This is a genomic window from Corallococcus macrosporus (assembly GCF_017302985.1).
Taxonomy (GTDB): domain Bacteria; phylum Myxococcota; class Myxococcia; order Myxococcales; family Myxococcaceae; genus Corallococcus; species Corallococcus macrosporus_A.
In genome coordinates, this window is sequence record NZ_JAFIMU010000007.1 from 709,935 (window position 1) to 731,481 (window position 21,547).

19 protein-coding genes are annotated in these 21,547 nt (G+C 69.1%); 9 read left to right on the forward strand and 10 right to left on the reverse strand.

The annotated features are described in order from the left end of the window. Positions 1-28 precede the first annotated feature (28 nt). Positions 29-3,211, reverse strand: coding sequence for a TonB-dependent receptor (locus JYK02_RS15195; protein WP_207051685.1), 3,183 nt, complete (start codon positions 3,209-3,211; stop codon positions 29-31). A 230-nt stretch (positions 3,212-3,441) separates the two neighbouring features. On the opposite strand from JYK02_RS15195, the gene JYK02_RS15200 reads away from it, so the two are divergent. From JYK02_RS15200 to JYK02_RS15220, 5 genes are all read left to right on the forward strand, one after another. Then, positions 3,442-4,185: an energy transducer TonB gene (locus tag JYK02_RS15200; protein ID WP_207051686.1), complete on the forward strand. Its 744-nt coding sequence runs from the start codon at positions 3,442-3,444 to the stop codon at positions 4,183-4,185. A gap of 76 nt (positions 4,186-4,261) precedes the next feature. Next, on the forward strand, positions 4,262-4,936 hold the full coding sequence (locus JYK02_RS15205) for a MotA/TolQ/ExbB proton channel family protein (protein ID WP_207051687.1): 675 nt from the start codon (positions 4,262-4,264) through the stop codon (positions 4,934-4,936). A 102-nt stretch (positions 4,937-5,038) separates the two neighbouring features. Next, the gene (locus JYK02_RS15210; protein ID WP_120523783.1) at positions 5,039-5,449 is read left to right on the forward strand and encodes an ExbD/TolR family protein; all 411 of its coding nucleotides are present in this window, start codon (positions 5,039-5,041) and stop codon (positions 5,447-5,449) included. After that, the gene (locus tag JYK02_RS15215) at positions 5,449-5,964 is read left to right on the forward strand and encodes an ExbD/TolR family protein (RefSeq protein WP_207051688.1); all 516 of its coding nucleotides are present in this window, start codon (positions 5,449-5,451) and stop codon (positions 5,962-5,964) included. Before JYK02_RS15210 ends, JYK02_RS15215 begins: the two co-directional genes overlap by 1 nt. 205 nt (positions 5,965-6,169) lie before the next feature. Beyond that, positions 6,170-7,804 carry a YifB family Mg chelatase-like AAA ATPase gene (locus JYK02_RS15220; protein ID WP_207055136.1) on the forward strand — a complete coding sequence of 545 codons (1,635 nt, stop codon included), beginning with the start codon at positions 6,170-6,172 and terminating at the stop codon, positions 7,802-7,804. Here JYK02_RS15220 and JYK02_RS15225 read toward each other — a convergent pair. Beyond that, complete coding sequence (locus tag JYK02_RS15225) at positions 7,727-9,106, reverse strand: FAD-dependent oxidoreductase (protein ID WP_207051689.1); 1,380 nt, start codon at positions 9,104-9,106, stop codon at positions 7,727-7,729. The genes JYK02_RS15220 and JYK02_RS15225 overlap by 78 nt on opposite strands. Before the next feature lie 281 nt (positions 9,107-9,387). Between JYK02_RS15225 and recA the strand changes: the two genes are divergently transcribed. Beyond that, positions 9,388-10,413, forward strand: a complete 1,026-nt coding sequence (gene recA, locus JYK02_RS15230; protein ID WP_207051690.1) for a recombinase RecA — start codon at positions 9,388-9,390, stop codon at positions 10,411-10,413. On the opposite strand, the gene JYK02_RS15235 is transcribed toward recA, so the two are convergent. The 4 genes from JYK02_RS15235 to pssA all read right to left on the reverse strand — a co-directional run bounded on the left by JYK02_RS15235 (position 10,410) and on the right by pssA (position 14,665). Next, positions 10,410-10,919 (reverse strand): DUF1285 domain-containing protein, encoded by a 510-nt coding sequence (locus JYK02_RS15235; RefSeq protein ID WP_207051698.1) that lies wholly within the window; start codon positions 10,917-10,919, stop codon positions 10,410-10,412. The genes recA and JYK02_RS15235 overlap by 4 nt on opposite strands. Positions 10,920-10,976: 57 nt before the next feature. After that, positions 10,977-12,473 (reverse strand): hypothetical protein, encoded by a 1,497-nt coding sequence (locus JYK02_RS15240; RefSeq protein WP_207051700.1) that lies wholly within the window; start codon positions 12,471-12,473, stop codon positions 10,977-10,979. After that, entirely contained in the window at positions 12,470-13,738 is a 1,269-nt protein-coding gene (locus JYK02_RS15245; protein ID WP_207051703.1) for a CinA family nicotinamide mononucleotide deamidase-related protein, read from the reverse strand. Before JYK02_RS15245 ends, JYK02_RS15240 begins: the two co-directional genes overlap by 4 nt. Positions 13,739-13,807: 69 nt before the next feature. Next, positions 13,808-14,665, reverse strand: coding sequence for a CDP-diacylglycerol--serine O-phosphatidyltransferase (gene pssA / locus JYK02_RS15250; protein ID WP_207051704.1), 858 nt, complete (start codon positions 14,663-14,665; stop codon positions 13,808-13,810). 116 nt (positions 14,666-14,781) lie between these two features. On the opposite strand from pssA, the gene JYK02_RS15255 reads away from it, so the two are divergent. After that, the gene (locus JYK02_RS15255) at positions 14,782-15,900 is read left to right on the forward strand and encodes an alpha/beta fold hydrolase (RefSeq protein WP_207055137.1); all 1,119 of its coding nucleotides are present in this window, start codon (positions 14,782-14,784) and stop codon (positions 15,898-15,900) included. On the opposite strand, the gene JYK02_RS15260 is transcribed toward JYK02_RS15255, so the two are convergent. Beyond that, positions 15,891-17,360 (reverse strand): hypothetical protein, encoded by a 1,470-nt coding sequence (locus JYK02_RS15260; protein WP_207051706.1) that lies wholly within the window; start codon positions 17,358-17,360, stop codon positions 15,891-15,893. The two genes, JYK02_RS15255 and JYK02_RS15260, sit on opposite strands and share 10 nt — an antisense overlap. Positions 17,361-17,682: 322 nt before the next feature. On the opposite strand from JYK02_RS15260, the gene JYK02_RS15265 reads away from it, so the two are divergent. Beyond that, the gene (locus tag JYK02_RS15265) at positions 17,683-17,952 is read left to right on the forward strand and encodes an HU family DNA-binding protein (protein WP_014394187.1); all 270 of its coding nucleotides are present in this window, start codon (positions 17,683-17,685) and stop codon (positions 17,950-17,952) included. A 27-nt stretch (positions 17,953-17,979) separates the two neighbouring features. On the opposite strand, the gene JYK02_RS15270 is transcribed toward JYK02_RS15265, so the two are convergent. After that, entirely contained in the window at positions 17,980-18,996 is a 1,017-nt protein-coding gene (locus tag JYK02_RS15270; RefSeq protein WP_207051708.1) for a peptidoglycan DD-metalloendopeptidase family protein, read from the reverse strand. A 251-nt stretch (positions 18,997-19,247) separates the two neighbouring features. Then, positions 19,248-20,273 carry a low-specificity L-threonine aldolase gene (gene ltaE / locus JYK02_RS15275; RefSeq protein ID WP_207051710.1) on the reverse strand — a complete coding sequence of 342 codons (1,026 nt, stop codon included), beginning with the start codon at positions 20,271-20,273 and terminating at the stop codon, positions 19,248-19,250. Positions 20,274-20,309: 36 nt separating this feature from the next. On the opposite strand from ltaE, the gene nth reads away from it, so the two are divergent. Then, positions 20,310-21,041, forward strand: a complete 732-nt coding sequence (nth, locus tag JYK02_RS15280; protein ID WP_207051712.1) for an endonuclease III — start codon at positions 20,310-20,312, stop codon at positions 21,039-21,041. Here nth and def read toward each other — a convergent pair. Further along, positions 21,017-21,544: a peptide deformylase gene (gene def / locus JYK02_RS15285; protein ID WP_207051714.1), complete on the reverse strand. Its 528-nt coding sequence runs from the start codon at positions 21,542-21,544 to the stop codon at positions 21,017-21,019. The genes nth and def overlap by 25 nt on opposite strands. Between the last annotated feature and the right edge of the window lie 3 nt (positions 21,545-21,547).

A 21,547-nucleotide genomic window follows, 5' to 3' on the forward strand; every position in this document is an offset into this window, starting at 1 on the left:
TGCTGATCTTCCTCACGTGGTCGGGTGGTTAGAACGTGTACCGGACACCGAAGCGGATCTGCCGCGGGGCCTGGTAACGGTCCGGGTTCTTGTAGTTCTTGTTCACTTCGTCGGCCGGCAGGAACTCGCCGGAGCCGTCCGCGCGCAGAACCTTGCCCTCGTTGCCGTCAGACGGCAGGTCGGCCACGGTGCCCGAGGTCTTGGTCTTCGCGTCGTAGACCGGGAGGACCTGCGAGAACGTGTAGGACTCGTCCACGCTGTCCACGCCCTGGAAGTTGAAGAGGTTGAACACGTCCAGGGTGAAGGACACCACGCTGTCCTTGCTCACGCGGTAGTTCACGCCCACGTTGGAGTCGATGCTGTTGATCCACGGGGTGCGACCGCCGCTGCCGCGCGGCAGGATGAACGTCTCATCCTGGCCGTAGCCCGGGTACGCGCCGAGGTAGCTGATCGGCGTGCCGGAGTTGCCGCGGTAGGACAGACCGATGCTCGCGGACAGCGCGTTGGAGATGTTGATCTCCTTGGCGCCGAACACCTTGATGGCGTGCGTGCGGTCGAAGGGCAGCAGACCCGAGCGGTTGTTCAGGAGGGCAATCAGGTCGAAGTCCGCGAGGATGTTCGGGTCGAGCTGGTTGTTCTCCGGACGGAACAGACCGGGGTAGTTGCCGTACAGGCGGGACCACGTGTAGCTCGCCTGCGCCAGCCAGCCGTCCGTGAACGTGCGGTTCAGGTAGACGGTGACCGCGTCGTAGTCACGCTGCGGGGTCGGGAATTCCTTGGCGAAGCCGCTGCCGGGGTTGCCGAGGAAGTACGTGTTGCCGTCATCGCGGCTCATGTCCTCGATGACCTTGTTCATGTCGCGGTGCGTGTACGTCGCGCCCAGGCGGGTGTTCGCCAGGAGCTCGTACTCGCCGCCGACCACGAACTCGTCGGAGGACTGGGGCTCGATGTCCGGATCGACCGGCTCGCTCTGCACCAGACCGCCAGAGTAGAGCTGGTTCGCGTTCGCGGTGTTCTCCGCGCGCGGCGCGATGAACGCGTCGGACGCGCAGTTGCCGCGCTGGCCTTCCAGGGTGGAAGGATCGCAGCCGCCCGCGGCGCCCGGCTCCGCCAGGTAGCGACGCGCGCTGAAGCGGCGCTCACCCGGGAAGGCGCGGTCCATCATGTTGAGCGGAACCTGCTCGTAGTACCGGGCGAAGTTGACGAACAGCTTCGCGCGGCCGTTGGCGAACGGATCCACCACGGCGCCGATGCGGGGCGACCACTGGTTGCCGAGCTTCAGCGCCAGGTTGCCGTCGCCGCCGTACATGGACTGCACGTCGTAGCGCACGCCCAGGTTCAGGGTGACGCGGTTCGCGATGGACCAGCTGTCCTGGAGGAAGCCACCGATGGTGGTGCCGCTCGTGGAGGACTGCTGCAGGGTCTCGAACACCGGGGTGTCCGGGGCCGTCTGGTAGCCGTAGCGACGGTTGTCCACCCAGATGCGGCGGCCGTTCACCGTGCCGCTGCTCTCCTGGAGGAACACGCTACCGGAGTAGGCCTTCTTCTGATCGAAGGTCAGGAACTCCGTGTCCACGCCCGCCTTGAAGACGTGCGTGCCGGCCGCGTTCAGCAGGTACGTGGCCTTCGCGTTGATCTGGTAGCGATCCAGGGTGGCCTCGGACATGAAGCCAGGGCCGCCGACGTAGTAGTTCGTCGCCGGGCAGCGCAGGGCCTGCTCGGCCGCGGACGTGCCGCAGTACTCTTCCGCGTTCGGGACGTTCTCGAACTGCGTCAGGGGACGCGTGCGGGTGTACTGCGCCAGGGCGTAGCCCGCCAGGCCGTTGGTCGCGCCGATGGCGCTGCCGTCCGCCGGAGGCGTGGACGCGGTCTGGTGGAACCAACCGAGGTTGGCGTCGACCAGGACCTTCTTGTCCATGAACGCGCCCGCGTACTTGAGGGCGAGCGCCGTGGTGTTCGCGCGGTTCTCCGTCTGGCCGATGTCCTCCGGACGCGAGTTCTGCGCGGCCGGCAGACCGCCCGAGCGGGGGCTGATCTGCAGCTTGCCCAGACCACCCGACACGGTCGGGGTGCCGTTCAGGGCGAACGACACGTTGTGGTCCTGGTTGATGAGGTACGTCAGCTTGCCCATGAACTGGATCGTGCGGGAGTCCGCGAAGTACGTCCGCTCGGAACCCGGGATCTGCTGGACGACGCTGAAGCCGTTCGCATCCTTCGCCACCGCGCCGTCGTCATCCAGCGTGAAGGCGTTGAGGGCGCGGGTGTGCTCGTAGCGCTGGAACGACGGCGCGAAGCCGGCGAAGAACCAGAGCTTGTCCTTGAGGATGGGGCCGCCGAGGGTCGCGCCGAAGTCGCCCAGGTTGCTCAGGGCGTTCAGGCCGGTGACCGTGGTGCCGTCCTCGATGACCAGCTTGCGGTTGCCTTCCAGCGCGCCCGGCGTCCAGTTGGCGAACACGGAGCCGTGGAACTCGTTGGAGCCCGACCGGGTCACCGCGTTGATCACACCGCCCGTGGAGCGACCGAACTCCGGCATGTAGCCGCCGGTGATGATGTTCACGTCCTGCACGAACTCGATGCTCAGCGGGCTGGCGTTCACGCCGAAGGCCGGGTCGTTCGTGGACAGACCGTCCACCACGTAGCCGTTCTCAGGCGAGGTCGTGCCGTTGATGGACACGCCGTACTGGTCGGACTGGGCGCCCGGGGCGAGCTCGGCCAGGGACTCGAACGAGCGCGTCGCGCCGCCCTTGCCGACCGGACGGGCCACCGCGATGCGCTTGATGAACTCCTGATCGACGTTGACGCCCTGGTTCGTCGAACCGACGTCGATCGTCGGCGGGGCGCCAACGATGGTCTCCGTCGACGAGAAGCTCTCAGGGAGCAGCTCCACGTTCACGCGGATGGTGCGGTTGAGCAGCAGCTGGATTTCAGGGCGGGCGAAAGGCTTGAACGACTCCTTTTCGAACCGCAGCGTATACGTGCCCGGCGGGAGCTGGGGAATACGGTAGTTACCCTGTGCGTCGGTAACCACGGTCTGCTCGCCCTGCAGGTTGGGCGAGGTGGCGGTCACAACGACATCGGCTGCCGGCTTCTTGTCCTCAGTATTGATGACAGTGCCGATGATGACGCTGGACTGCGCGAAAGCCGCGGATCCGTACAACAGACCCGCAGCAAGGACGACTCCGGTTTCCCGAAGTACTTGTTTCACTTGCATACCAAACCCCTCCAAGGTGGGCTGCAACCGAAAATGACTCCGGAAAATATCCGAGGTCAAGCAGTTGTCAATAGACCGTTGCTTTTTGGTGACCAGTGGGGCATTGCGCGATCACGTTTGCGGCGCCAAACACGGTTGCTTGAACCCGGAACCCTTTTCTGTATGGTGGCCGCCCTTCAATCCGGGCATGGCGGGGACGGGTAGTCCACTGGTGAAGAGGAGTTACGTGCATGTTCGATTCAGTCCTTGACCGCGGGCAAGGACCCAGGTCGCGCTTCGGCGTGGGTGCTGGCGTTTCCACGGTGCTCCACGTCGGCCTGCTGGGTCTTGTGGCCTATCTCTCCACGCGCCCGCCTCCCGTGGAGGAGAAGGAGGTCGAGGTCACGCTGAAGGCCACCATGGCGCCGCCTCCGCCGCCTCCGCCTCCGCCTCCTCCGGCGTCGAAGCCGAAGACGGAGAAGAAGGTCACGCCCAAGAAGCCCAAGGACATGATCGTCCAGCCGAAGGAGATCCCGCAGCAGAAGCCGCAGGAGACCGAGGAGGCGCCGGAGCCTGAAGAAGAGGCGAGCGAGTCCGAGGTCGAGGGTGGCGTCGAAGGCGGCGTCGCTGGCGGTGTGGTGGGTGGCGTGGTCGGCGGTGTGATCGGCGGCGTGGTGGGCGGCCAGCTGGGTGGAACGGGCACGGACGTGCTGGCGTTCGGCCAGGGCATGACGCGTCCCGAGAAGATCGCGGGTCCCGAAGTCTCCTATACGCGTGAGGCGCTCGAGGCGCGCGTGCAGGGTCTGATGATCGTGAAGTGCGTGATCACGACCGAGGGAAAGGTCGAGCGCTGCCGCACGATCAAGCCGCTCCCGCACATGGAGCAGGCCGTGATGGACGTGCTCACCGCCTCACGTTACAAGCCGGTCACGTTCCAGGGCAGGCCGGTGGAAGTTCAGTACACGTTCAACTTCAACCTGAAGCTGCCGCGCTGATCATCCAGCCAGGCAGCCCCGCTTAGCAGTCCGCCGAACATCACCTCGCGCTCGTGAGGAGGAGCGCTCCACAGCCATGCAATTTACCCTGCTCGATATCTGGCACCACACGGGCCTCTTCGCCCGCATGATCATCTTCACCCTCGCCATCATGTCGGTGGCGTCGCTGGTCGTCATGGCGGAGCGGATCATCGTCTTCCGCAAGACCCGTTCGGACAGCCGCAACTTCGCCGCCAAGATGGGCGCGATCCTCGCGAAGGGCGACCTGACCACGGCAGCGAACACCAACCTGGGCAAGGACGTGGGCCACCTGGGCCGCGTGATCAACTCCGGCCTGACGGCGTACCGGATCAGCCCCGGAAACAAGGACCTGGCGGTGGAGTCCGTGGCCCGCGCGCTGGAGCGCCAGGCGCAGCGTGAGGTGCAGAGCCTCAAGCGTGGCCTGGGCCTGCTGGCCACCGTCGGTTCGACGGCCCCGTTCGTCGGTCTGCTCGGCACCACGATGGGTATCGTGAACGCCTTCCAGCTCATGGCGGCCGCGGGTTCGGGTGGTCTGGCGACCATCTCCGCCGGTATCTCCGAGGCGCTCATCACCACGGCGTTCGGTCTGCTCGTGGCGATCCCCGCGGTTATGGCCTACAACTTCCTGCAGGGCTGGGTGGATGCCCGCTCCGTGGACATCTCCGAGTCCTCCAACGAGTTCCTGGACGTGGTGGCGCGGCACGTGGGCGGCGGTTCGCACGCGGCCTGAGTCGTAGCTCCACACCCTGGGACCCCCCACCCATGAGGGTGGCCCGGCTGAGAAGCCGCGCCGCCCCGGGGTGGGAATCCCTTCCCGGACACAGGTGCACGCATGGGAATGTCAGCAGGCCCCAAAGGGGGCATCAAGAGCGAGATCAACGTCACGCCCCTGGTGGACGTGGTGTTGGTGCTCCTCATCATCTTCATGGTCGTGACGCCCATGCTCCAGCGCGGCAAGTCCGTGGAGCTGCCCAAGGCCACGGAGATCGAAAAGGAAGGCAAGGAAGCCGACCCGCTGATCCTCTCCATCACCCCGGACAAGAAGATGTTCGTGGAGAACGATGAGGTCGACGAGAAGGGGCTCCAGGAGAAGATCGCCGCCGAGCTGGTGAAGGATCCAGGCAAGAAGATCCTCCTGAAGGGCGACAACGCCCTGAACGTGGGCGATGTGCGCAAGGTTCTGGACACGGCCCGCAAGGCGAAGGCGAAGCAGATCGCCCTGGGTGTCGAGGAGAAGAAGTAATGTCCCGAGGACACAAGCAGCGTCAGTGGGTCAAGCCCGCGTCCGCGCCGAACTCGGAGATCAACGTCACGCCCCTGGTGGACGTGGTGCTGGTGCTCCTCATCATCTTCATGGTGGTGACGCCCCTCCTGGAGAAGGACATCCTCGTCCGGGTCCCGGAGACGGAGGTGGAGGAGAACCAGCCGCCGCCGGAGCCCGATGATCAGCAGATCGTCGTGCAGGTGGACAAGGCCGGTGCCTACTCCATCAACACGGAGCAGATCCCCGCGTCGGACTACATCCCTCGCCTCAAGCGGATGCTGAACGCCAAGAAGCCGGACGAGAAGGTCGTCTTCTTCATGGCGGATGACGCGGCGAACTACGGCAAGCTGGTGGTGGCGCTCGACGGCGCCCGCGCCGCGGGAGCGAAGATCCTGGGCATGGCCACCGAGCTTCCGCAGAACGCGGTCATCCAGGGCACGCAGACCACGCCGGACGGTGCGGCGCCCGCGCCCGCCCCCGCGCCGACTCCCTGATCCACGCATCAGGCTGCGCTTGATTCCATCCGAAGCCCGCTGGCGTTCCGACGCCAGCGGGCTTCTTCTTTTCGCGGCTCCGTGTCCCTGACCGGGACCCGACGTCTGACGCGATGGATGGCCATGAAGCGCCTTCCCAGGGGACGGGGCCTCGGTATGTCCATTGCTCTTCCCTGCCCCGGTTCGTGGATGGGAGGGGATGACGATGCTGGCGAGGGTGCGGTCAGGGGCGTTGATGGGCATCGACGCGGTGGTGGTGGAGTGCGAGGTCGACATGGCGCTCGGCCTCCCCTACTTCAACGTCGTGGGGTTGCCGGAAGGCGCGGCGCGTGAGTCGAAGGTACGGGTGGTCTCCGCGCTGAAGAACGCCGGGTTCGACCTTCCGCAGAAGCGGATCACCGTCAACCTGGCTCCCGCGGAGATCCGCAAGGAGGGGGCGGCGTTCGAGCTGCCCATCGCCCTGGGTGTCCTTGCCGCGGCGAAGTTGATGGAGGAGGAGCCGCTCGGGCACTACCTCTTTGGCGGAGAGCTGTCGTTGGACGGCTCCATCAAGCCCATCAAGGGCGTGCTGCCCCTGGCCGTGGCGGCCCGGAACGGCGGCTATCGAGGAATCATGGTGCCGGCCGCGAACGCAGCGGAGGGGGCACTGGTGGAGGGGATCCAGGTGCTGCCGGTGGCCCACCTGCGAGAGGCGGTGGGGCACCTCACGGGCGAAGCGCCCCTGACGCCGCTGGCACGCACGGGGACAACGCAGGGGGGTCGTCGCCTGGAAACCGCGGACATGGCCGACGTGCGCGGACAGCCGGAGCTGAAGCTGGCGTTGGAGCTGGCGGCGGCCGGTGGCCACAACCTCTTGATGGCCGGGCCTCCGGGCTCAGGCAAGACGATGCTGGCGCGGCGGCTGCCAGGCATCCTGCCGGAGATGACGTTCGATGAGGCCCTGGAGGTGACGAAGGTCTACTCCATCCAGGGATTGCTGGGAGACGAGCAGGCGCTGGTGCGGGAGCGGCCGTTCCGCTCGCCTCACCACACGCTGTCCGACGCGGGCCTCGTGGGGGGAGGCCCCATGGCGCGGCCGGGCGAGTTGTCCCTGGCGCATCACGGGGTGCTGTTCCTCGACGAGCTTCCGGAGTTCCGGAAGAACGTCCTGGAGGTGCTGCGACAGCCGCTGGAGGAAGGAGTCATCCACCTGGCGCGGGCGACGCAGCACATCACCTATCCGTGCCGCGTCATGCTGGTCGCGGCGATGAACCCCTGCCCCTGTGGCTACTTCAACGTCCCGGGGCACAAGTGCACCTGCCGCGAGCACCGCGTCTTTGACTATCACACGCGCATCAGCGGGCCGTTGCTGGACCGCATCGACATCACCGTGCAGACGCGGCCGGTGGAGTACCACCACCTCGCGGCGAAGACGCCGGAGCAGCCGAGCCAGTACTACCGGGAGCGCGTCCAGGCCGCGCGCGAGCGGCAGCGCGTCCGCTTCCAGGACATGCCGGGCGTACATTGCAACGCACAGATGCCGTCACATCTGCTGCGCCGCTTCTGCGCGCTGTCTCCCAAGGCTGAGAAGGAATTGAAGAAAGCGGTTCAGCAACATGGCCTGTCCGCTCGGGCGCACGACCGCATCCTCAAGCTGGCGCGGACCCGCGCGGACCTGGAGGACCACGCACGTATCGAGGACGTGGACCTGCTGCTCGCCGTCGACTGCCGGATGCTGGACCGCCGGGGCTGGCTGCAGACCAATACCCAGGGCGCGGCGAGTTCACCCCTCCCCTCGCCTGTCAGGCACCAGCCTTCCGAGAACGGCGGGAGCCACGACTTCCCGCCCTACCCGAGCTGACCCGTCCCCGGCGGGCAGGGGATGCACGCCCCGCTCATCCAGGCGGGGCGCGGGGCCCGTGATGATGCGCGCCGACCTGCCGAACGTCAGGTACGAGTACGCCCAGTTGAGCAGCACGGCCAGCTTGCTGCGGAAGCCGATGAGGAAGGTGATGTGGATGAAGAGCCAGGCCAGCCAGGCGATGAAGCCGGACTGCTTGACGCGGCGGAAGGCCACGCCCACGGCATGGCCTCTGCCAATGACGGCGTAGGTTCCCCGGTCCCAGTAGCGGAAGGGCTGCATGGGCTGACCCGCGAGCTGGCGGCGGAGGTTGAGCACCGCGTGCTTGCCCTCCTGCATCGCCGCGGGCGCCACGCCCGGGACCGCGCTGCCGTCGTCCTGCTTCACGAGCGCGAGGTCGCCCACGACGAAGATGTCGGGATGCCCGGGCACGGTGAGCTCGGGCGTCACCGGGACGCGACCTGCCCTGTCCAGCGTCACGCCGAGCGAACGGGCCACGGGCGAGGCCTCCACGCCCGCGGCCCAGAGCACCGTGCGGGCCGCCAGATGCTCGGTGCCCATGTCCACGCCGGCCGCGTCGATGTTCGTCACCCGGGTGCCCGTGCGGACCTCGACGCCGAGTTTTTCCAGCACCCCGCGGGCCTCGCCCGAGAGGTTCTCGGGATAGGTGGGAAGCACGCGGTCCATGCCCTCGATGAGGATGACGCGCGCATCCCGGGGGTCGATGTTCTGGAAGTCCCCCGACAATGAATTGCGGCTGATCTCCGCCAGGGCTCCCGCCAGCTCCACGCCCGTGGGGCCCGCGCCGATGATGGCGAAGGTGAGCAACGCGCGGCGGCGCTCGGGATCCGGTTCGCGCTCGGCCTGCTCGAAGGCGAGCAGCACGCGGCGGCGGATCTCCAGGGCGTCCTCGACGGTCTTCAACCCCATCGAGTGCCGCGACCAGGCGTCGTTGCCGAAGTACGAGTGCGTCGCACCGGTGGCCACGATGAGGAAGTCATACGCCAGCTCGCCGTCCGCCAGGAGGACGCGCTTGTGCTCGGTGTCCACGCCCGTCACTTCCGCGAGCAGCACCTGGACGTGATTGCGTCCGAGCATTGCCCGCAGCGGCGCGGCGATGTCGCTGGGGCTGAGCGTCGCCGTGGCCACCTGATACAGCAGGGGCTGGAAGAGGTGGTGGTTGTGACGGTCCACCATCGTGACGCGAACCCCTGCCTTTCGCAGGTACCGAGCCGCGTAGAGGCCGCCGAAGCCGCCTCCCAGGATGACCACATGGGGAAGGTTCTCACGGGTCGTATTCACGAGCGGAGATGTCACGCCGACGTGCCGGGGATTCAATGCAAAGCCATTCATCCCACCAAGCTGGGCTGTCACGTCCCCCCGTGTCTGCTTATGCGCGGACGCACGCGCCTTGCGTCTTCTCAGCACCCGGGAGACAGCCATGTCGCTCCGCCACTTTGGACGGACCGGACGCACCTGGACGCCCTTGCAGGTCCTTCTCCCCGGAGGCCCGCGCGGCATGACCGTTGCTCTGCCCGCCGCCGAGGCATCCAGCCCGCAGGGCGGCGAGGGAGTCAGACGAGATGAGCAAGCTGACGGAGAAGTTGAAGGCAGTGGCGGCGGCGGTGGCGTCCATCGAGAAGCAGTTCGGCCGGGGGGCGGTGATGACGCTCGGCGCGGACGCACCGGAGCAGAAGGTGGCGGTCATCCCCACGGGCTCGGTGGGGTTGGACCGGGCGTTGGGCGTGGGGGGCTATCCGCGAGGCCGCGTGGTGGAGCTGTTCGGCAACGAATCCTCCGGCAAGACGACGCTCACCCTGCATGCCATTGCCCAGGTGCAGGCCGTCGGAGGCGTGGCGGCCTTCATCGACGCGGAGCACGCGCTGGATCTGTCCTACGCGCGCAAGCTGGGGGTGCGCACGGAGGAACTGCTCGTGGCGCAGCCGGACACCGGGGAGCAGGCGCTTGAAATCACCGAGCAGCTCGTGCGCTCCGGCGCCGTGGACCTCATCGTGGTGGACTCGGTGGCGGCGCTGGTGCCCCGCGCGGAAATCGAAGGGGAGATGGGGGACGCGCACATGGGCGTCCAGGCGCGGCTGATGAGCCAGGCGCTGCGGAAGCTCACTGGCGCCGTGAGCCGTTCGGGCACCTGCATCATCTTCATCAACCAGGTCCGCATGAAGATTGGCGTGATGTTCGGCAACCCGGAGACGACGACGGGTGGCAACGCGCTGAAGTTCTACGCGTCGGTGCGGATGGAGATCCGCCGCACGGGCAACCTCAAGGAGGGCGACGCGGTGGTGGGCTCGCGGGCCCGCGTGAAGGTGGTGAAGAACAAGCTGGCGCCCCCGTTCCAGGAGGCGGAGTTCGACGTGCTCTACGGCACGGGCATCCACCGCGCCGCCGAGGTGCTGGACCTGGCGGTGGGCGCGGGCGTGGTGGAGAAGTCGGGCAGCCACTTCAGCCTGCGGGGTGAGCGCATCGGCCAGGGCCGCGAGCGGGCGTGCGAGTGGCTGCGGGAGCACCCGGACGTCCTGGAGGCCCTCGCCCGGGACCTGGTGGGAACCACGGCGCCGTCCGTGCCGTCCGCGTCCGCCGAGGCGGCCTAGAGCGCGGCCTGGAGTGCATCCAGCGAGAGGGGGACCTCCCATTGGCGTTGGCCCGCGCGCAGCACCAGGTGCCCTTCCGGGCCCTCTTCCAGCAGCTCACCGAACTGGTACTGCGCATCACGAGAGAAGCGGGCCTTCGCCCTGCCCTGCTTCACGCGGCAGGTGAGGACTCCGTCCGGCGTGAGCTGGAGCGTTCCCAGGTCCAGGGCCTCCGCCGTCCGGTCGCTCAGGCGCAGGGACACGCGCTCGTCCGGCGTGACGTCCACGGTGCGCACTTCATACGCCGCGTCCTCCACCTGGACGTAGCACCAGTCCGGGGCGATGCGGAGCTGGTAGCGCCCATCGTCGTCCAGGACCAGCGAGGCGTTGAAGAGCTCGATGATCTTCGGATGCTCGATGGGCTCGTCGTCGTGCCACCAGCGCAACGTCGCATCCAGCCGGATGCCGCTGTCCTCACGGGTGTGCCAACGCTTGCCTGGAGGGGGCTGACCGGTAGGAGGTTGCATGTCGCCCTTGATGTGCGAGTGGGGCCCGGCGGATTCAAGCCTCCGGGCCCTGGAGGCCTACCAGTTCCGCACGAACTCCGTGTAGCCACGAAAGGCCACGGCTCCCCAGAAGTTCACCAGCACGCCAAGCGCCAGCACGGCAATCACCGCGCGGTTGCGCAGGGACCATCCGCCAATGGCGAAGAGCAGCAACAGGTAGGGCGTGTAGTCCAGGCTGAACCGGAAGCCGAACTGCATGTAACCGGTGTTCTGGTAGAAGAGGCCCGGCAGCGCGCACACCGCCACGGTCAGCCACAGGGGCCAGTGCAGCCGGGGACGCGTGCGGGGGAACAGCAGGAACACCAGCAGGGGCAGCGTGAGCAGCAGCGACAGCCCATGCGGGTCGTACGACAGCCTCGGCGGAGACAACGACACCTGGGGCAGCTTGAGGAACGCGGCCTGGATGTTGCGCGACAGGTACTCGAGGTTGAAGAGCCCGAAGCGGTCGATGTCCGCGTTCACCCGGTTGTTGTAGAAGTACGAGTGGCCGAACTCCCCCGGCTTGCCGAAGCGGTAGACGTTGTAGGCGGCGGCGAGCAGCGCAAGGGGTGCGGCTCCCGCGCCGAAGAGCACGAGCTTGCGCAGGGCGGGCTTCCACGCGGTCGGAAGGGCCTTGAGTTGGGCCAGCCGGTCCGGGCCCGGACAGAGGGCTTCCAGGACGAAGAAGAGGCCCGCGAACACCAGCGGCGTGCGGGTGAGCACGGCCATGGAGAAGAAGACGCCCGCGAGCACGGGACGCCGGGCCTTGACGGCGTTGCGCACGTACAGACACGTGAGCGCCACGCCCATCACCTGCGCGCCGAACCAGACCTCGCCGCGGATGGCGCAGTAGAAGAACAGCGTGCCGAAGGAGAGCACCAGCGACAGCGCCACGTTGTCGTTGCGGTTGCGCTCTGTCTCCCCTTCCTGCGCGAGGAAGCGCAGCAGCGAATAGAAGAGCGCCACCGCGAGCGCACCCACGAAGACGCCGAACGACGTGTCGTTGAACTGGTAGCCGTGCAGCGCGACGAACGGGAGCATCACGACCGCGGGGAAGGACGGGAAGCTGACGAACCAGCGGTCATCGCGGAGCAGGCGCCCCTCGCACCGCACCTTGTGCCCATCCACCACCCGCACGCAGGCCCAGTCCTCCAGGTTGGGCAATACCTGAGGATCCACGTCGAGCCGGCCCTCCAGCCAGGACTGGGCCTGGTAGATGAAGTGCGGCGCGGCGCTCTGCCGGAGGAAGCGCTGCGAGCTGAAGCTGGCCAGCACCGCGAACGCGACCAGGAACAGCATCACCTCCACCCGGTAGGCCGACAGCCACAGGCGCACCGCGCTCCGTACGGGATGCGCTCCTCCGGCCGGAGGGGTGGCTGGAGGGCTGGGCTCCACCGCGGCCGTGGGGCTGGCGAGCGGCGTGGAGGACTCGGGCGTGGGCGGGATGGGCTCGCTCGCGGTGGCGGGGACCGGGGGCACCGTGGACGGCGCCTCCACGGGGGAAGGACGGGGACGCTTTGATTTGGAGCGACTCATGGCGACACGGGGGCGGCGGCGAGCAGGTGCAACCTCAACATCTCCAGCACATGGGACGCGGCGAACAGACGGACCCGGTCGCGGTCACCCGCGAGCGAGATCCGCTCGCAGCGCGGCTCCATGTCCGGGCCGGCCAGACCGCAGTACACGGTGCCCACAGGGTCCTCGGGCGTGCCTCCGCCGGGTCCCGCGTAGCCCGTGACGGACAGGCCGAACGTGGCGCCGCAGGCGGCGCGGACTCCCTCCGCCATGGCGAGCGCCGTCTGCGACGACACGGCGCTGTGCTTCGCGAGGAGGTCCGGGGGGACGCCCACCCAGGCGGACTTCATCTTCTCCGAGTAGGCGACCGCGCCCCCGATGAAGACCTGGCTGGAGCCGGGAACGGCCGTGAGTTCCTGCGCGACGAGGCCTCCCGTGCAGCTCTCCGCCACCGCCAGCGTGTGGCCGGCGCGCGCGAGCAGATCCAGCAGGACGGGGGCGTATTCGCTGCCATCCGCGCCGTAGACGTGCGTGCCCAGCACCTTCCGGCAGGCGGCCTCCGCGGCGGCGAGCGCGGCGTCGGCCTCCGACTGCGTGGGGGCCTCCGCCATCAGCTTCAGGTGGTTCTCCGGCGCGTGCGTCCGGAAGCCGAACACCACCCGGGGATGGCTGGGGGCCAGCGGCATCACCCGCTCGTTCAACACGGACTCGGGGAGGCGCACCGTTCGCAGCAGGCGGAAGGCTCGGAACGTGCGGTCGGGTTCGGAGGCGAGCCAGGCCCGCACACGAGGCAGCACCTCGCCGTCCACCAGGGCGCGGTATTCGCGGGGAACTCCTGGCAGGAAGAACAGGTGGGCGCGGCCGAGCTGCTGGATGACCAGCGGCGCCGAGCCCTGGGGATTGCGCACCGGCTCCGTGCCCGCGGGGATGCGCGCCATGCGGAGGGCGCCCGGGTTCATGGGCATGCCTCGCGCGGCGTAGCGCTCCTTCAGCCAGCCGAGCACCCGTGCGTCCTCTCGCAGGGGTACGCCCGCCGCCGAGGCCGCGCACTCCAGCGTGAAGTCATCCGCCGTGGGGCCCAGGCCCCCGGAGACGATGACCACGTCCGCGCGCGCCGAGGCCTCCAGCAGCGCGCCCGTGATGTCCGGGCGGACGTCGCCCACCACCGTCACCCGTGCGACCTTCACACCCAGGTCGAAGAGGCGGGCTTCCAGGTAGGTGCTGTTGGTGTCCGTGATGAGGCCGGTGACGAGCTCGTCACCGGTGCACAGCAGCTCGACGCGCATGGGCCGGGCATCCTAGCGGCCCCGGGCCGGGAGGGCACGGTCCGCGTCCTGGCTCCCGCGCCCGACTGCTCAGAGGAACGCGGGACCGTCGTCCGTGGTGGCGTTGGGCTCGGAGTCCTCGTCGTCGTCCTCGTCGAGCCCGGCCGCCACCGCCACCGCGGCGACAGCGCCGACCTTGCGCGACGCCAGCCGGCTGCGCACCGAGACCGCGGACTCCACCAGCCCCATCAGCAGGTACGCGAAGAAGTACGTCACCAGCACCCAGGCCGGGTGGAACCGCTGGGCGATGAACGCGCCCGTGAGCGCCATGACCATGAAGACGAGCGCCAACTTCCGGCTGGGACGCGCGTCCTTGAAGGTGCGGTAGCGCACCGTGGACACCATCAGCAGCGACAGGGCGCCCACCGCGACCGCCACCGGCAGGCGCGCGCTGTCACTGAGCGCCTCGCCCTGGCTGGCCACGTGGTGGGAGATGATGAGGGAGACGAGCACGCCAGCCGCCAGCGGGATGGGGAGGCCCACGAAGAAGCCGCCACCACCGCCGTGCGGGTTGCGCATGGCGAGCACGTTGAAGCGCGCGAGCCGCATGGCACCGCAGGCCATGAACGCGAAGGAGATGAACAGGCCCCAGAAGCCCATGGGGGCCAACGCCCACTTGTAGACGAGCAGCGCCGGCGCCGCGCCAAAGGACATGACGTCCGCGAGGCTGTCGAGTTGCATGCCGAAGTCGCTCTGCGTCTTCGTCAGCCGGGCCACCCGTCCGTCGAACCCGTCGAAGAACATGGCGAAGAGGATGGCCAGGGCCGCCTGGTACAGCTGCACCGGTTCTGCCTCACCCGAGCACAGGGTGATGGCGTAGAAGCCACAGAAGATGGACGTGACGGTGAAGAGGTTCGGGAGCACGAACATCAGTTTCCGCAGCTTCATCGTTCCCTCGACTTCCCCAGGTGGTCGGCTGCCCATGTGGCAGAAACGGCGAGGGAACGAACCTTAGCAGGGTTTTATTCGCGCTGGAGTCGGTCCCGGGTCGCATGGGAGGAGAAATGCCGTACGGGCAGTGGGCCCTGTGGGGATTGATCGCGGCGGCGGTGCTGCTGCTGGTGAACGTCGGGTGGGTCCTGCTCGTGCGGCGGTGGTACCGCCTCAAGGGACCTCTTCCCGAGATGCTGCGCGTGCGCTGCGCGGATGGGTGGGAACTGACCGTCCACGCGCGGCGGGCCCCGGTGCGCCGCTTCGCCGAGCCTGTCCTGCTATGCCACGGGCTGGCGGCCAACCGCTTCACCTTCGACTTCGAGCCGCCCTACTCCGTGGCCCACTACCTCACCGAGGCGGGCTTCGACTGCTTCAGCGTGGAGTGGCGTGGCACCGGGCACTCGCAGCGTCCGCCTCGGGGCCGGCGGCCCACGGACTTCACCGTCGACGACCACATCAACCACGATGGACCGGCCCTGCTGGAGCTGGCGCTGAAGGAGACCGGCGCGAAGCAGGCGTTCTGGCTGGGCCACTCGCTGGGCGGCCTGGTGGGGTACGGCGTGGCCCAGGGCCCCGAGGGCGGCAAGCTGGCGGGCCTGCTCGAATTGGGGGCGCCGGTGTACCTCAAGTCAGAGCCGTTCCTGCGGACGCTCATCTCGCTGGGCGTGCGCGCCGCGTGGCCCGGGAGCATCCGGCAGTCATGGGTCAGCGCCAGCATGGCGCCTTTCCTGGGCTACCTCGCGCTGCCCCTGTCGGACATCGTCGTGAATCCCCGGCACGTCCCGCCGCGCGTCCTGCGGCAGCTGTCCGTCAACATGATGGCGGCGATGAGCCGCAAGGTGCTGCTCCAGTTCCAGGATTGGATCTCCCACGACGCGTTCCGCTCCTACGACCGCAAGACGGATTGGCGCGCGGGCATCGCGAAGCTCCAGCTGCCCGTGCTGGTCATGGGCGGCAGCGCGGACCGGCTCGCCACCGCGGCCAACGTGGAGGCGCAGTACGCGCTGCTCACGTCACCGGATCGCGCGCTGCACGTCTTTGGCCGGGACCGTGGGGACAAGATGGATTACGGCCACGGCGACCTCATCTTCGGCACCGGGGCGCCGATGGAGGTCTACCCCGTCATCCGCCAGTGGCTCGAACAGCGCGCCACGCCCCTGCCTCCCACGTCCGCGCCCACTCAGGGCTGAGGCGGGCTGGCGCGGGGGCTGGAGTCGAGCTGGACGCAGGAAGCTTGCAGTCCCTTCTTGTTGCTCGCGTCGACGTGGCGGAGGTGGACCCGCGTCTGGCCCTCGCAGTCGGTGGAGACCAGTTCGCCCTTCGCGTCCTTCGCGGTGAGGTCCTCCACGCGCAGTTGGCCGTCTTCGATGGCGAGCAGGACGGAGCCGGAGGTGTCGCGCACGGTGACGTTCCTGGACTCCAGGGTGGCCTGCGTATCCGCCGCCAACGCGGCGAGCCCGCACCCCGAGAGCCGGGCATCGCGGAGCACCGCGTGGGCTCGCTGTGTCGCCAGCACGCAGGTGCCCCTGGCTCGCTCGACGGTCACGGTGTCGACGTCCGCTTCCACCTGGCGCAGGTGGAGCCCGTCTCCCGCGATGCCATCCGCGGTGCTCACGTCGGTGATGACGCCCTGTCTCAGGCGCAAGCGTCCCTGCAAGGCCACCACGCCGTATTCCCGCGAGCCCTCCAGGCGGAAGCGCCGGACCTCCAGGTCCGAGGCCGTGAGCTGCAGGGCTCCGTAGTTGCCCGCGTCCTTCACGACCACGTCCTCCAGCAGGCCGTTCGTCGCCGTGAGCCCCAGCCCCGCGCGCGTGGCGTGCTCCGAGGTGAAGCCGCGCACCGACAGGCGGGCCCGATTCGTCGTGACGCCGTACTCGTGTCCCTGGACCCGCACGTCCACCAGCGTCAGCGTGCCCTCCACCGTGGAGAACGCCGTGCCCGCGCCGCCGGAGGCGCTCGCCCGTTCGACGTCCGCCACGCCGCCCTCCTGGCTCAGCGCCATCCGGGGGCCCTGGAAGGACACCCCTTCCAGACGGACCGTGGCCCCACCCCGAGCCCGGATCCCGCGCTCGTAGGCGCCCACGAACGCGCTGTCCTGGAGGATCAGGGAGGGCGTGGAGCGCTCCCCATTCGTGGCCTCCACGAGCACGCCGACCACGCCCTGCGCCTGGCTGGCTGCCCCCATCTCGAAGCGCAGGCCCTTGCCCTCGAGCGGCCCCGCGGTCAGCCGGATGGCCCCCCGGGCCTGACTCCGGAAGGTCACTCCGTGGATCCGCACCGGGCCCCGGGCTTCCAGCCCCCAGCCGCCTCCCTCCACCACCAGGGACTCCAGGGTGGTGTCCGCTCGGGCCTCCACCCCGGTGACGCCAGTGTCCGTTACCGCCAGGATCGTGGACGGGCCCTTCCCCTGGAGCCGGGTTCCTTCCGGCAGCCGGATGGGCCCCTCGTAGCGGCCGGCGGCCAGGTGCACGAACAGCGGGCCGGGACGGCTCAGGGCCTCGCTCAGGGAGCGCAGGGGCCGCTCCCGGGTGCCGTCGCCGCCTTCCGCCGCCCCGTCCACCCAGAGCTCGCCCGTTGCCTCGGGCCGAAGTGTCGGCCGCGAACAGGCGCACAGCAGGGCCAGGAGCCAGGGCAGGAGTCGGGTGAGCACGCAGGCAGGCACTCTAGCCCCTTGATGGCGCCCTGCTGGAGCTGGATCAGAAACGACTGCTAAGTGATCGATTTCCCAATGCCTTTCATGCGGAATCGATCACACGGCGATCACTTCCCCTGATGGGAAAAGTAGGAGTGTGGGGATGTATCAAAAGATGCGATCCTCCCTCTCTCTACAGGGTGTATTTTCAGAGGCCAGTTTTCATCCGGAGGCCGATTTTCCGGCCCGGGAGCAGGTGGCGCATTGACAGTCGAAACCTCGATTTGTTACCTCCGCCATCCGCTCGTTCAACGCCAGACAACGCAGAGGGAGGGGTGTCATGACCAAGGCAGAGCTCGTGGAGGTGGTGGCTGCGCAGTCGAAGCTGACGAAGAAGCAGGCCGCCCAGATCCTCGACAGCGTCTTCACCAACATCGGTAAGGCGGTGAAGAAGGACACGCGCTTCAGCTACCCCGGGTTCGGTACGTGGTCGCTGCGCTCGCGCAAGGCGCGGAAGATCCGCAACCCGCAGACCAACGAGATGATGAAGCTCAAGGCGTCGAAGACGGTCGGTTTCCGTCCCGCCAAGGAGCTGAAGAACTCGCTGTAGTCGCAGGGCCCTGAAGGCCCGTCCCCCTCAGGGGCGCGAACCCGTGGACGGGTGCCGCCCCTGGGACGTGAGGACGGGGGACTCCGCGGGCATGCGGGCCACGGGACGCTCCTCGGAGGTGTCCGGGGCCGCTTCTGGGGCGACGAGCGCCTCCAGCGGATCCAGTGAACTGCCGTCGTGCCAGAGCTCGAAGTGGACGTGGACGCCGGTCGCCAGGCCCGTGTCCCCCGCGAGCCCCACGACGTCGCCCCTCGCCACCACCTCGCCGGTCGTCACCAGGACCTCGGACAGGTGGCTGTAGCGCGTCACCCACTGGCCGTCGTGCTGGACCTCCACCATCTTGCCGTGGTCACCGTTCCAGCCGGCGCGCAGGACGACGCCCCGCTCCGCGACGCCCACGGGCTGTCCCCGGCGGGCCGCCAGGTCCACGCCGGAGTGGCGGCGGAGCCGGCCGGTGATGGGGTGCCAGCGCTCGCCGTAGAGGCTGGTGATGGTGACCGGCTCCACGGGCCAGGCGAGGCGCGGCGGCCCCGACGGCTCCGGTGGCAGCTCCCAACGGCGCAGCGTGGACGCGCGCACGATGAGGCGCCCCACGCGCACCACCACGGCCTCCGCGAGCGGGCCCGGCATGTCGCCGTAGAGGCGCGCGTCCTGCTCCAGCTCGGCCTCCATCACGCCCCGGGCGCGCGTCAGGTCGCGCGTGTCGGTGTGCTCCACCGGCCGGGCCAGGAAGGCGTCCAGGGCCGCGTTCATCGCCTCCCAGTTGCGCACCTGGTCGGCGGGCATGGCGCTGCCGCGCTGGACCTTCTCTCGGTAGGCCTGGGCCTGATGCGCGAACGCGGTGAGCGCGGCGTCGAGCTCCGCTGAGCGCTCGGGGGCCAGCGGTCCCCGGGCGCGCTCCGGTTCGTGCGGCAGGAAGGGGGCGCTGCTGCTGAAGCCGCTGTCGCCCGAGGTCGCGTACAGCTCCTCAAAGCTCATCTTGCCCGGGCGCTGGGTCGCGCAGGCGGAGAGGGCCAGCAGGGCGAGGACGGCGGGTCGGCGCACGGCGCGACGAGCCTACCACGCGCCGCCGCGTTCGCCCGTTCGGGCCGCGGATCATTCCCCCAGTGCCCAGGTGCGTGCCGTCCGCACCTGACTTGGACGGGCTCGTCCCCGGGTCCCGGTGGACCGTCAGCGCGCTGGCAGGGGCCCCGGCCGGGCGACCCACACGAACTGGTCCGACAGTCGGACCCGTTGGGCCGCATCGGGCCGGCGGTGGGCACCCTGGAGGCCAGGGGCCCTTGTGACGCGGGCGGTCAGCTCGCGATGGCCTGGCGGATGCGCGCGAGGGCGTCGTCGATGTCCGCCCTGGACACGTCCAGGTGGCACACGAGGCGGATGGAGTGCGGGCCGGTGGGGTTGGCCAGCACGCCCTGCTTCAGGAGCAGCGCGGAGGCCTCGGCGGCCGGGCGCACCAGGTCCGCGAACACCATGTTCGTCTCCACGCGCGACAGGTCCACCTTCACGCCCGGAATCTGGGCCAGGCCTTCCGCCAGCCGGCGCGCGTTGGCGTGGTCCTCGGCCAGGCGCTCCACGTGGTGCTCCAGCGCGTAGAGCGCCGCCGCCGCGAGGATGCCTGCCTGCCGCATGCCGCCGCCCAGCCGCTTGCGCAGCCGCCGCGCCTCGCGGATGACGTCCGCCTTGCCCGCGAGCGCCGAGCCCACCGGCGCGCCCAGCCCCTTGGAGAAGCACACCGCCGTCGAGTCCGTCAGCGACGCCCACGCGGACGCGGGCTTCCCCGCCGCCACCTGCGCGTTGAACAGCCGCGCGCCGTCCAGGTGCACCGCGAGCCCGGCCTTCCGCCCCGCCTCCACCACCGCGCGGAAACGGTCCACCGGCCACACCGTGCCGCCGCCTCGGTTGTGCGTGTTCTCCAGCGAGAGCAGCCGCGTGCGCGGGTTGTGGATGTTGTCCTCGCGCACCGCCGCCGCGACGGTCTCCGGCGTCAAGAGGCCGCGCTCGCCCGGAAGGGGCGCGGGCTGCACGCCCCACAGCGCCGGCACCGCGCCGCCTTCGTAGTGGAGGATGTGGCTGCCCTCCTCCGTCAGTACCTCGTCGCCCGAGCGGCAGTGCACGCCGATGGCAATCTGGTTCGCCTGCGTGCCGGAGGGGACGAAGACGGCGGCCTCCAGCCCGAGCCGCTCCGCCACGCGCTCCTCCAGCCGGCGCACCGTGGGGTCCTCGCCGTAGACGTCGTCGCCCACCTCCGCGTCGGCGATGAGCCGGCGCATGGCGGGCGTGGGCTTCGTCACGGTGTCGGAGCGGAAGTCGATGGGCTTCATGGTTCTCCTCGCGGCTTCGAAAAAGGGTGCCCCGCCATGGCGCTTGGGCGGGGCCGCCCCGTGACATACAACGCCCGCGTGGCCCGGCGAGAGACAGTGGGTGAGAAGCGGCAGCGCGCGGTGGCGGTCCTGGACGGTCTGGAAGCAGCCATGCCGGACGCCCGCATCGAGCTGGACTACCGCACGCCGCTGGAGCTGCTGGTCGCCGTCATCCTGTCCGCGCAGTGCACCGACAAGCGCGTCAACCTGGTGACCCCTGCCCTGTTCGCCCGCTTCCCGGACGCCCAGGCCTACGCGCGCGTCGAGCCCACCGACGTGGAGCCCTTCATCCGCACCTGCGGGCTGTACCGCGCGAAGGCGAAGAACATCGTCGCCACGGCGCGCGCGCTGGTCGCGGAGCATGGTGGGCAGGTGCCGCTGGTGCGCGACACGCTGGCGGAGCTGCCGGGCGTGGGGCTGAAGACGGCGGGCGTGGTGTGCATCCACCTGGGCGGCGACGCGGCCTTCCCGGTGGACACGCACGTGAAGCGGCTGGCGTACCGGCTGGGCTTCACCACGCACGAAGACCCGGACAAGGTGGAGAAGGACCTGCAGGCGCTGCTGCCTCGCGAGCGGTGGACGCTGGGGCACCAGTTGCTGGTGTGGCACGGGCGGCGCACGTGCTTCGCGCGCTCGCCCGCGTGTAGCGCCTGCGCGGTGGCGGACCGCTGCCCGAAGAAGGGCGTGCGCGCCACCGCGAAGGGTCAGGCGGACGCCGGAGCGCCCTGATCCTTCGAGGCCTTGAGCTTCTTCATGCGCTTGCGGATGAACTCACGCTTGAGCGTGGAGACGTGGTCCACGAAGACGGTGCCGTCCAGGTGGTCCGTCTCGTGCTGCACGGCGATGGCGAGGAGGCCGTCACAGCGCAGCGTCTGCTCGTTTCCGTCCTCGTCCAGGTAGCGCACGGTGGCGACGGCGGCGCGGTCCACGTCCTCGGCTTCACCGGGGATGGAGAGGCAGCCCTCCGTGTAGGTCGTCTCCCCTTCGAGGGCGACGAACTCCGGGTTGATCATCGCCAGGGGCTTGGAGTCCGGCTGCTGCGGCCGGGTGTCCAGGACGATGACGCGCTGGAGGATGCCCACCTGCGGCGCGGCGAGACCGACGCCCTCCGCGGCGTACATCGTCTCGAACATGTCCTTGATGAGCGCGCGGACCTTGTCGTCCACCTTCACCACGGGCTTGGCCTTCTGCTTCAGGATGGGGTCTGGCCAGATGAGAATCTCGCGAACCATGGG

What these genes read in the sequence shown, in the direction of transcription:
- JYK02_RS15245 (WP_207051703.1), bottom strand. Translation starts at nt 13,738, where the DNA reads ATGCGCGTCGAGCTGCTGTGCACCGGTGACGAGCTCGTCACCGGCCTC.
- recA (WP_207051690.1), top strand. Translation starts at nt 9,388, where the DNA reads ATGAGCAAGCTGACGGAGAAGTTGAAGGCAGTGGCGGCGGCGGTGGCG.
- nth (WP_207051712.1), top strand. Translation starts at nt 20,310, where the DNA reads ATGGCGCTTGGGCGGGGCCGCCCCGTGACATACAACGCCCGCGTGGCC.
- JYK02_RS15255 (WP_207055137.1), top strand. Translation starts at nt 14,782, where the DNA reads ATGCCGTACGGGCAGTGGGCCCTGTGGGGATTGATCGCGGCGGCGGTG.
- JYK02_RS15205 (WP_207051687.1), top strand. Translation starts at nt 4,262, where the DNA reads ATGCAATTTACCCTGCTCGATATCTGGCACCACACGGGCCTCTTCGCC.
- JYK02_RS15195 (WP_207051685.1), bottom strand. Translation starts at nt 3,211, where the DNA reads ATGCAAGTGAAACAAGTACTTCGGGAAACCGGAGTCGTCCTTGCTGCG.
- JYK02_RS15200 (WP_207051686.1), top strand. Translation starts at nt 3,442, where the DNA reads ATGTTCGATTCAGTCCTTGACCGCGGGCAAGGACCCAGGTCGCGCTTC.
- pssA (WP_207051704.1), bottom strand. Translation starts at nt 14,665, where the DNA reads ATGAAGCTGCGGAAACTGATGTTCGTGCTCCCGAACCTCTTCACCGTC.
- JYK02_RS15235 (WP_207051698.1), bottom strand. Translation starts at nt 10,919, where the DNA reads ATGCAACCTCCTACCGGTCAGCCCCCTCCAGGCAAGCGTTGGCACACC.
- ltaE (WP_207051710.1), bottom strand. Translation starts at nt 20,273, where the DNA reads ATGAAGCCCATCGACTTCCGCTCCGACACCGTGACGAAGCCCACGCCC.
- JYK02_RS15265 (WP_014394187.1), top strand. Translation starts at nt 17,683, where the DNA reads ATGACCAAGGCAGAGCTCGTGGAGGTGGTGGCTGCGCAGTCGAAGCTG.
- def (WP_207051714.1), bottom strand. Translation starts at nt 21,544, where the DNA reads ATGGTTCGCGAGATTCTCATCTGGCCAGACCCCATCCTGAAGCAGAAG.
- JYK02_RS15240 (WP_207051700.1), bottom strand. Translation starts at nt 12,473, where the DNA reads ATGAGTCGCTCCAAATCAAAGCGTCCCCGTCCTTCCCCCGTGGAGGCG.
- JYK02_RS15215 (WP_207051688.1), top strand. Translation starts at nt 5,449, where the DNA reads ATGTCCCGAGGACACAAGCAGCGTCAGTGGGTCAAGCCCGCGTCCGCG.
- JYK02_RS15220 (WP_207055136.1), top strand. Translation starts at nt 6,170, where the DNA reads ATGCTGGCGAGGGTGCGGTCAGGGGCGTTGATGGGCATCGACGCGGTG.
- JYK02_RS15210 (WP_120523783.1), top strand. Translation starts at nt 5,039, where the DNA reads ATGGGAATGTCAGCAGGCCCCAAAGGGGGCATCAAGAGCGAGATCAAC.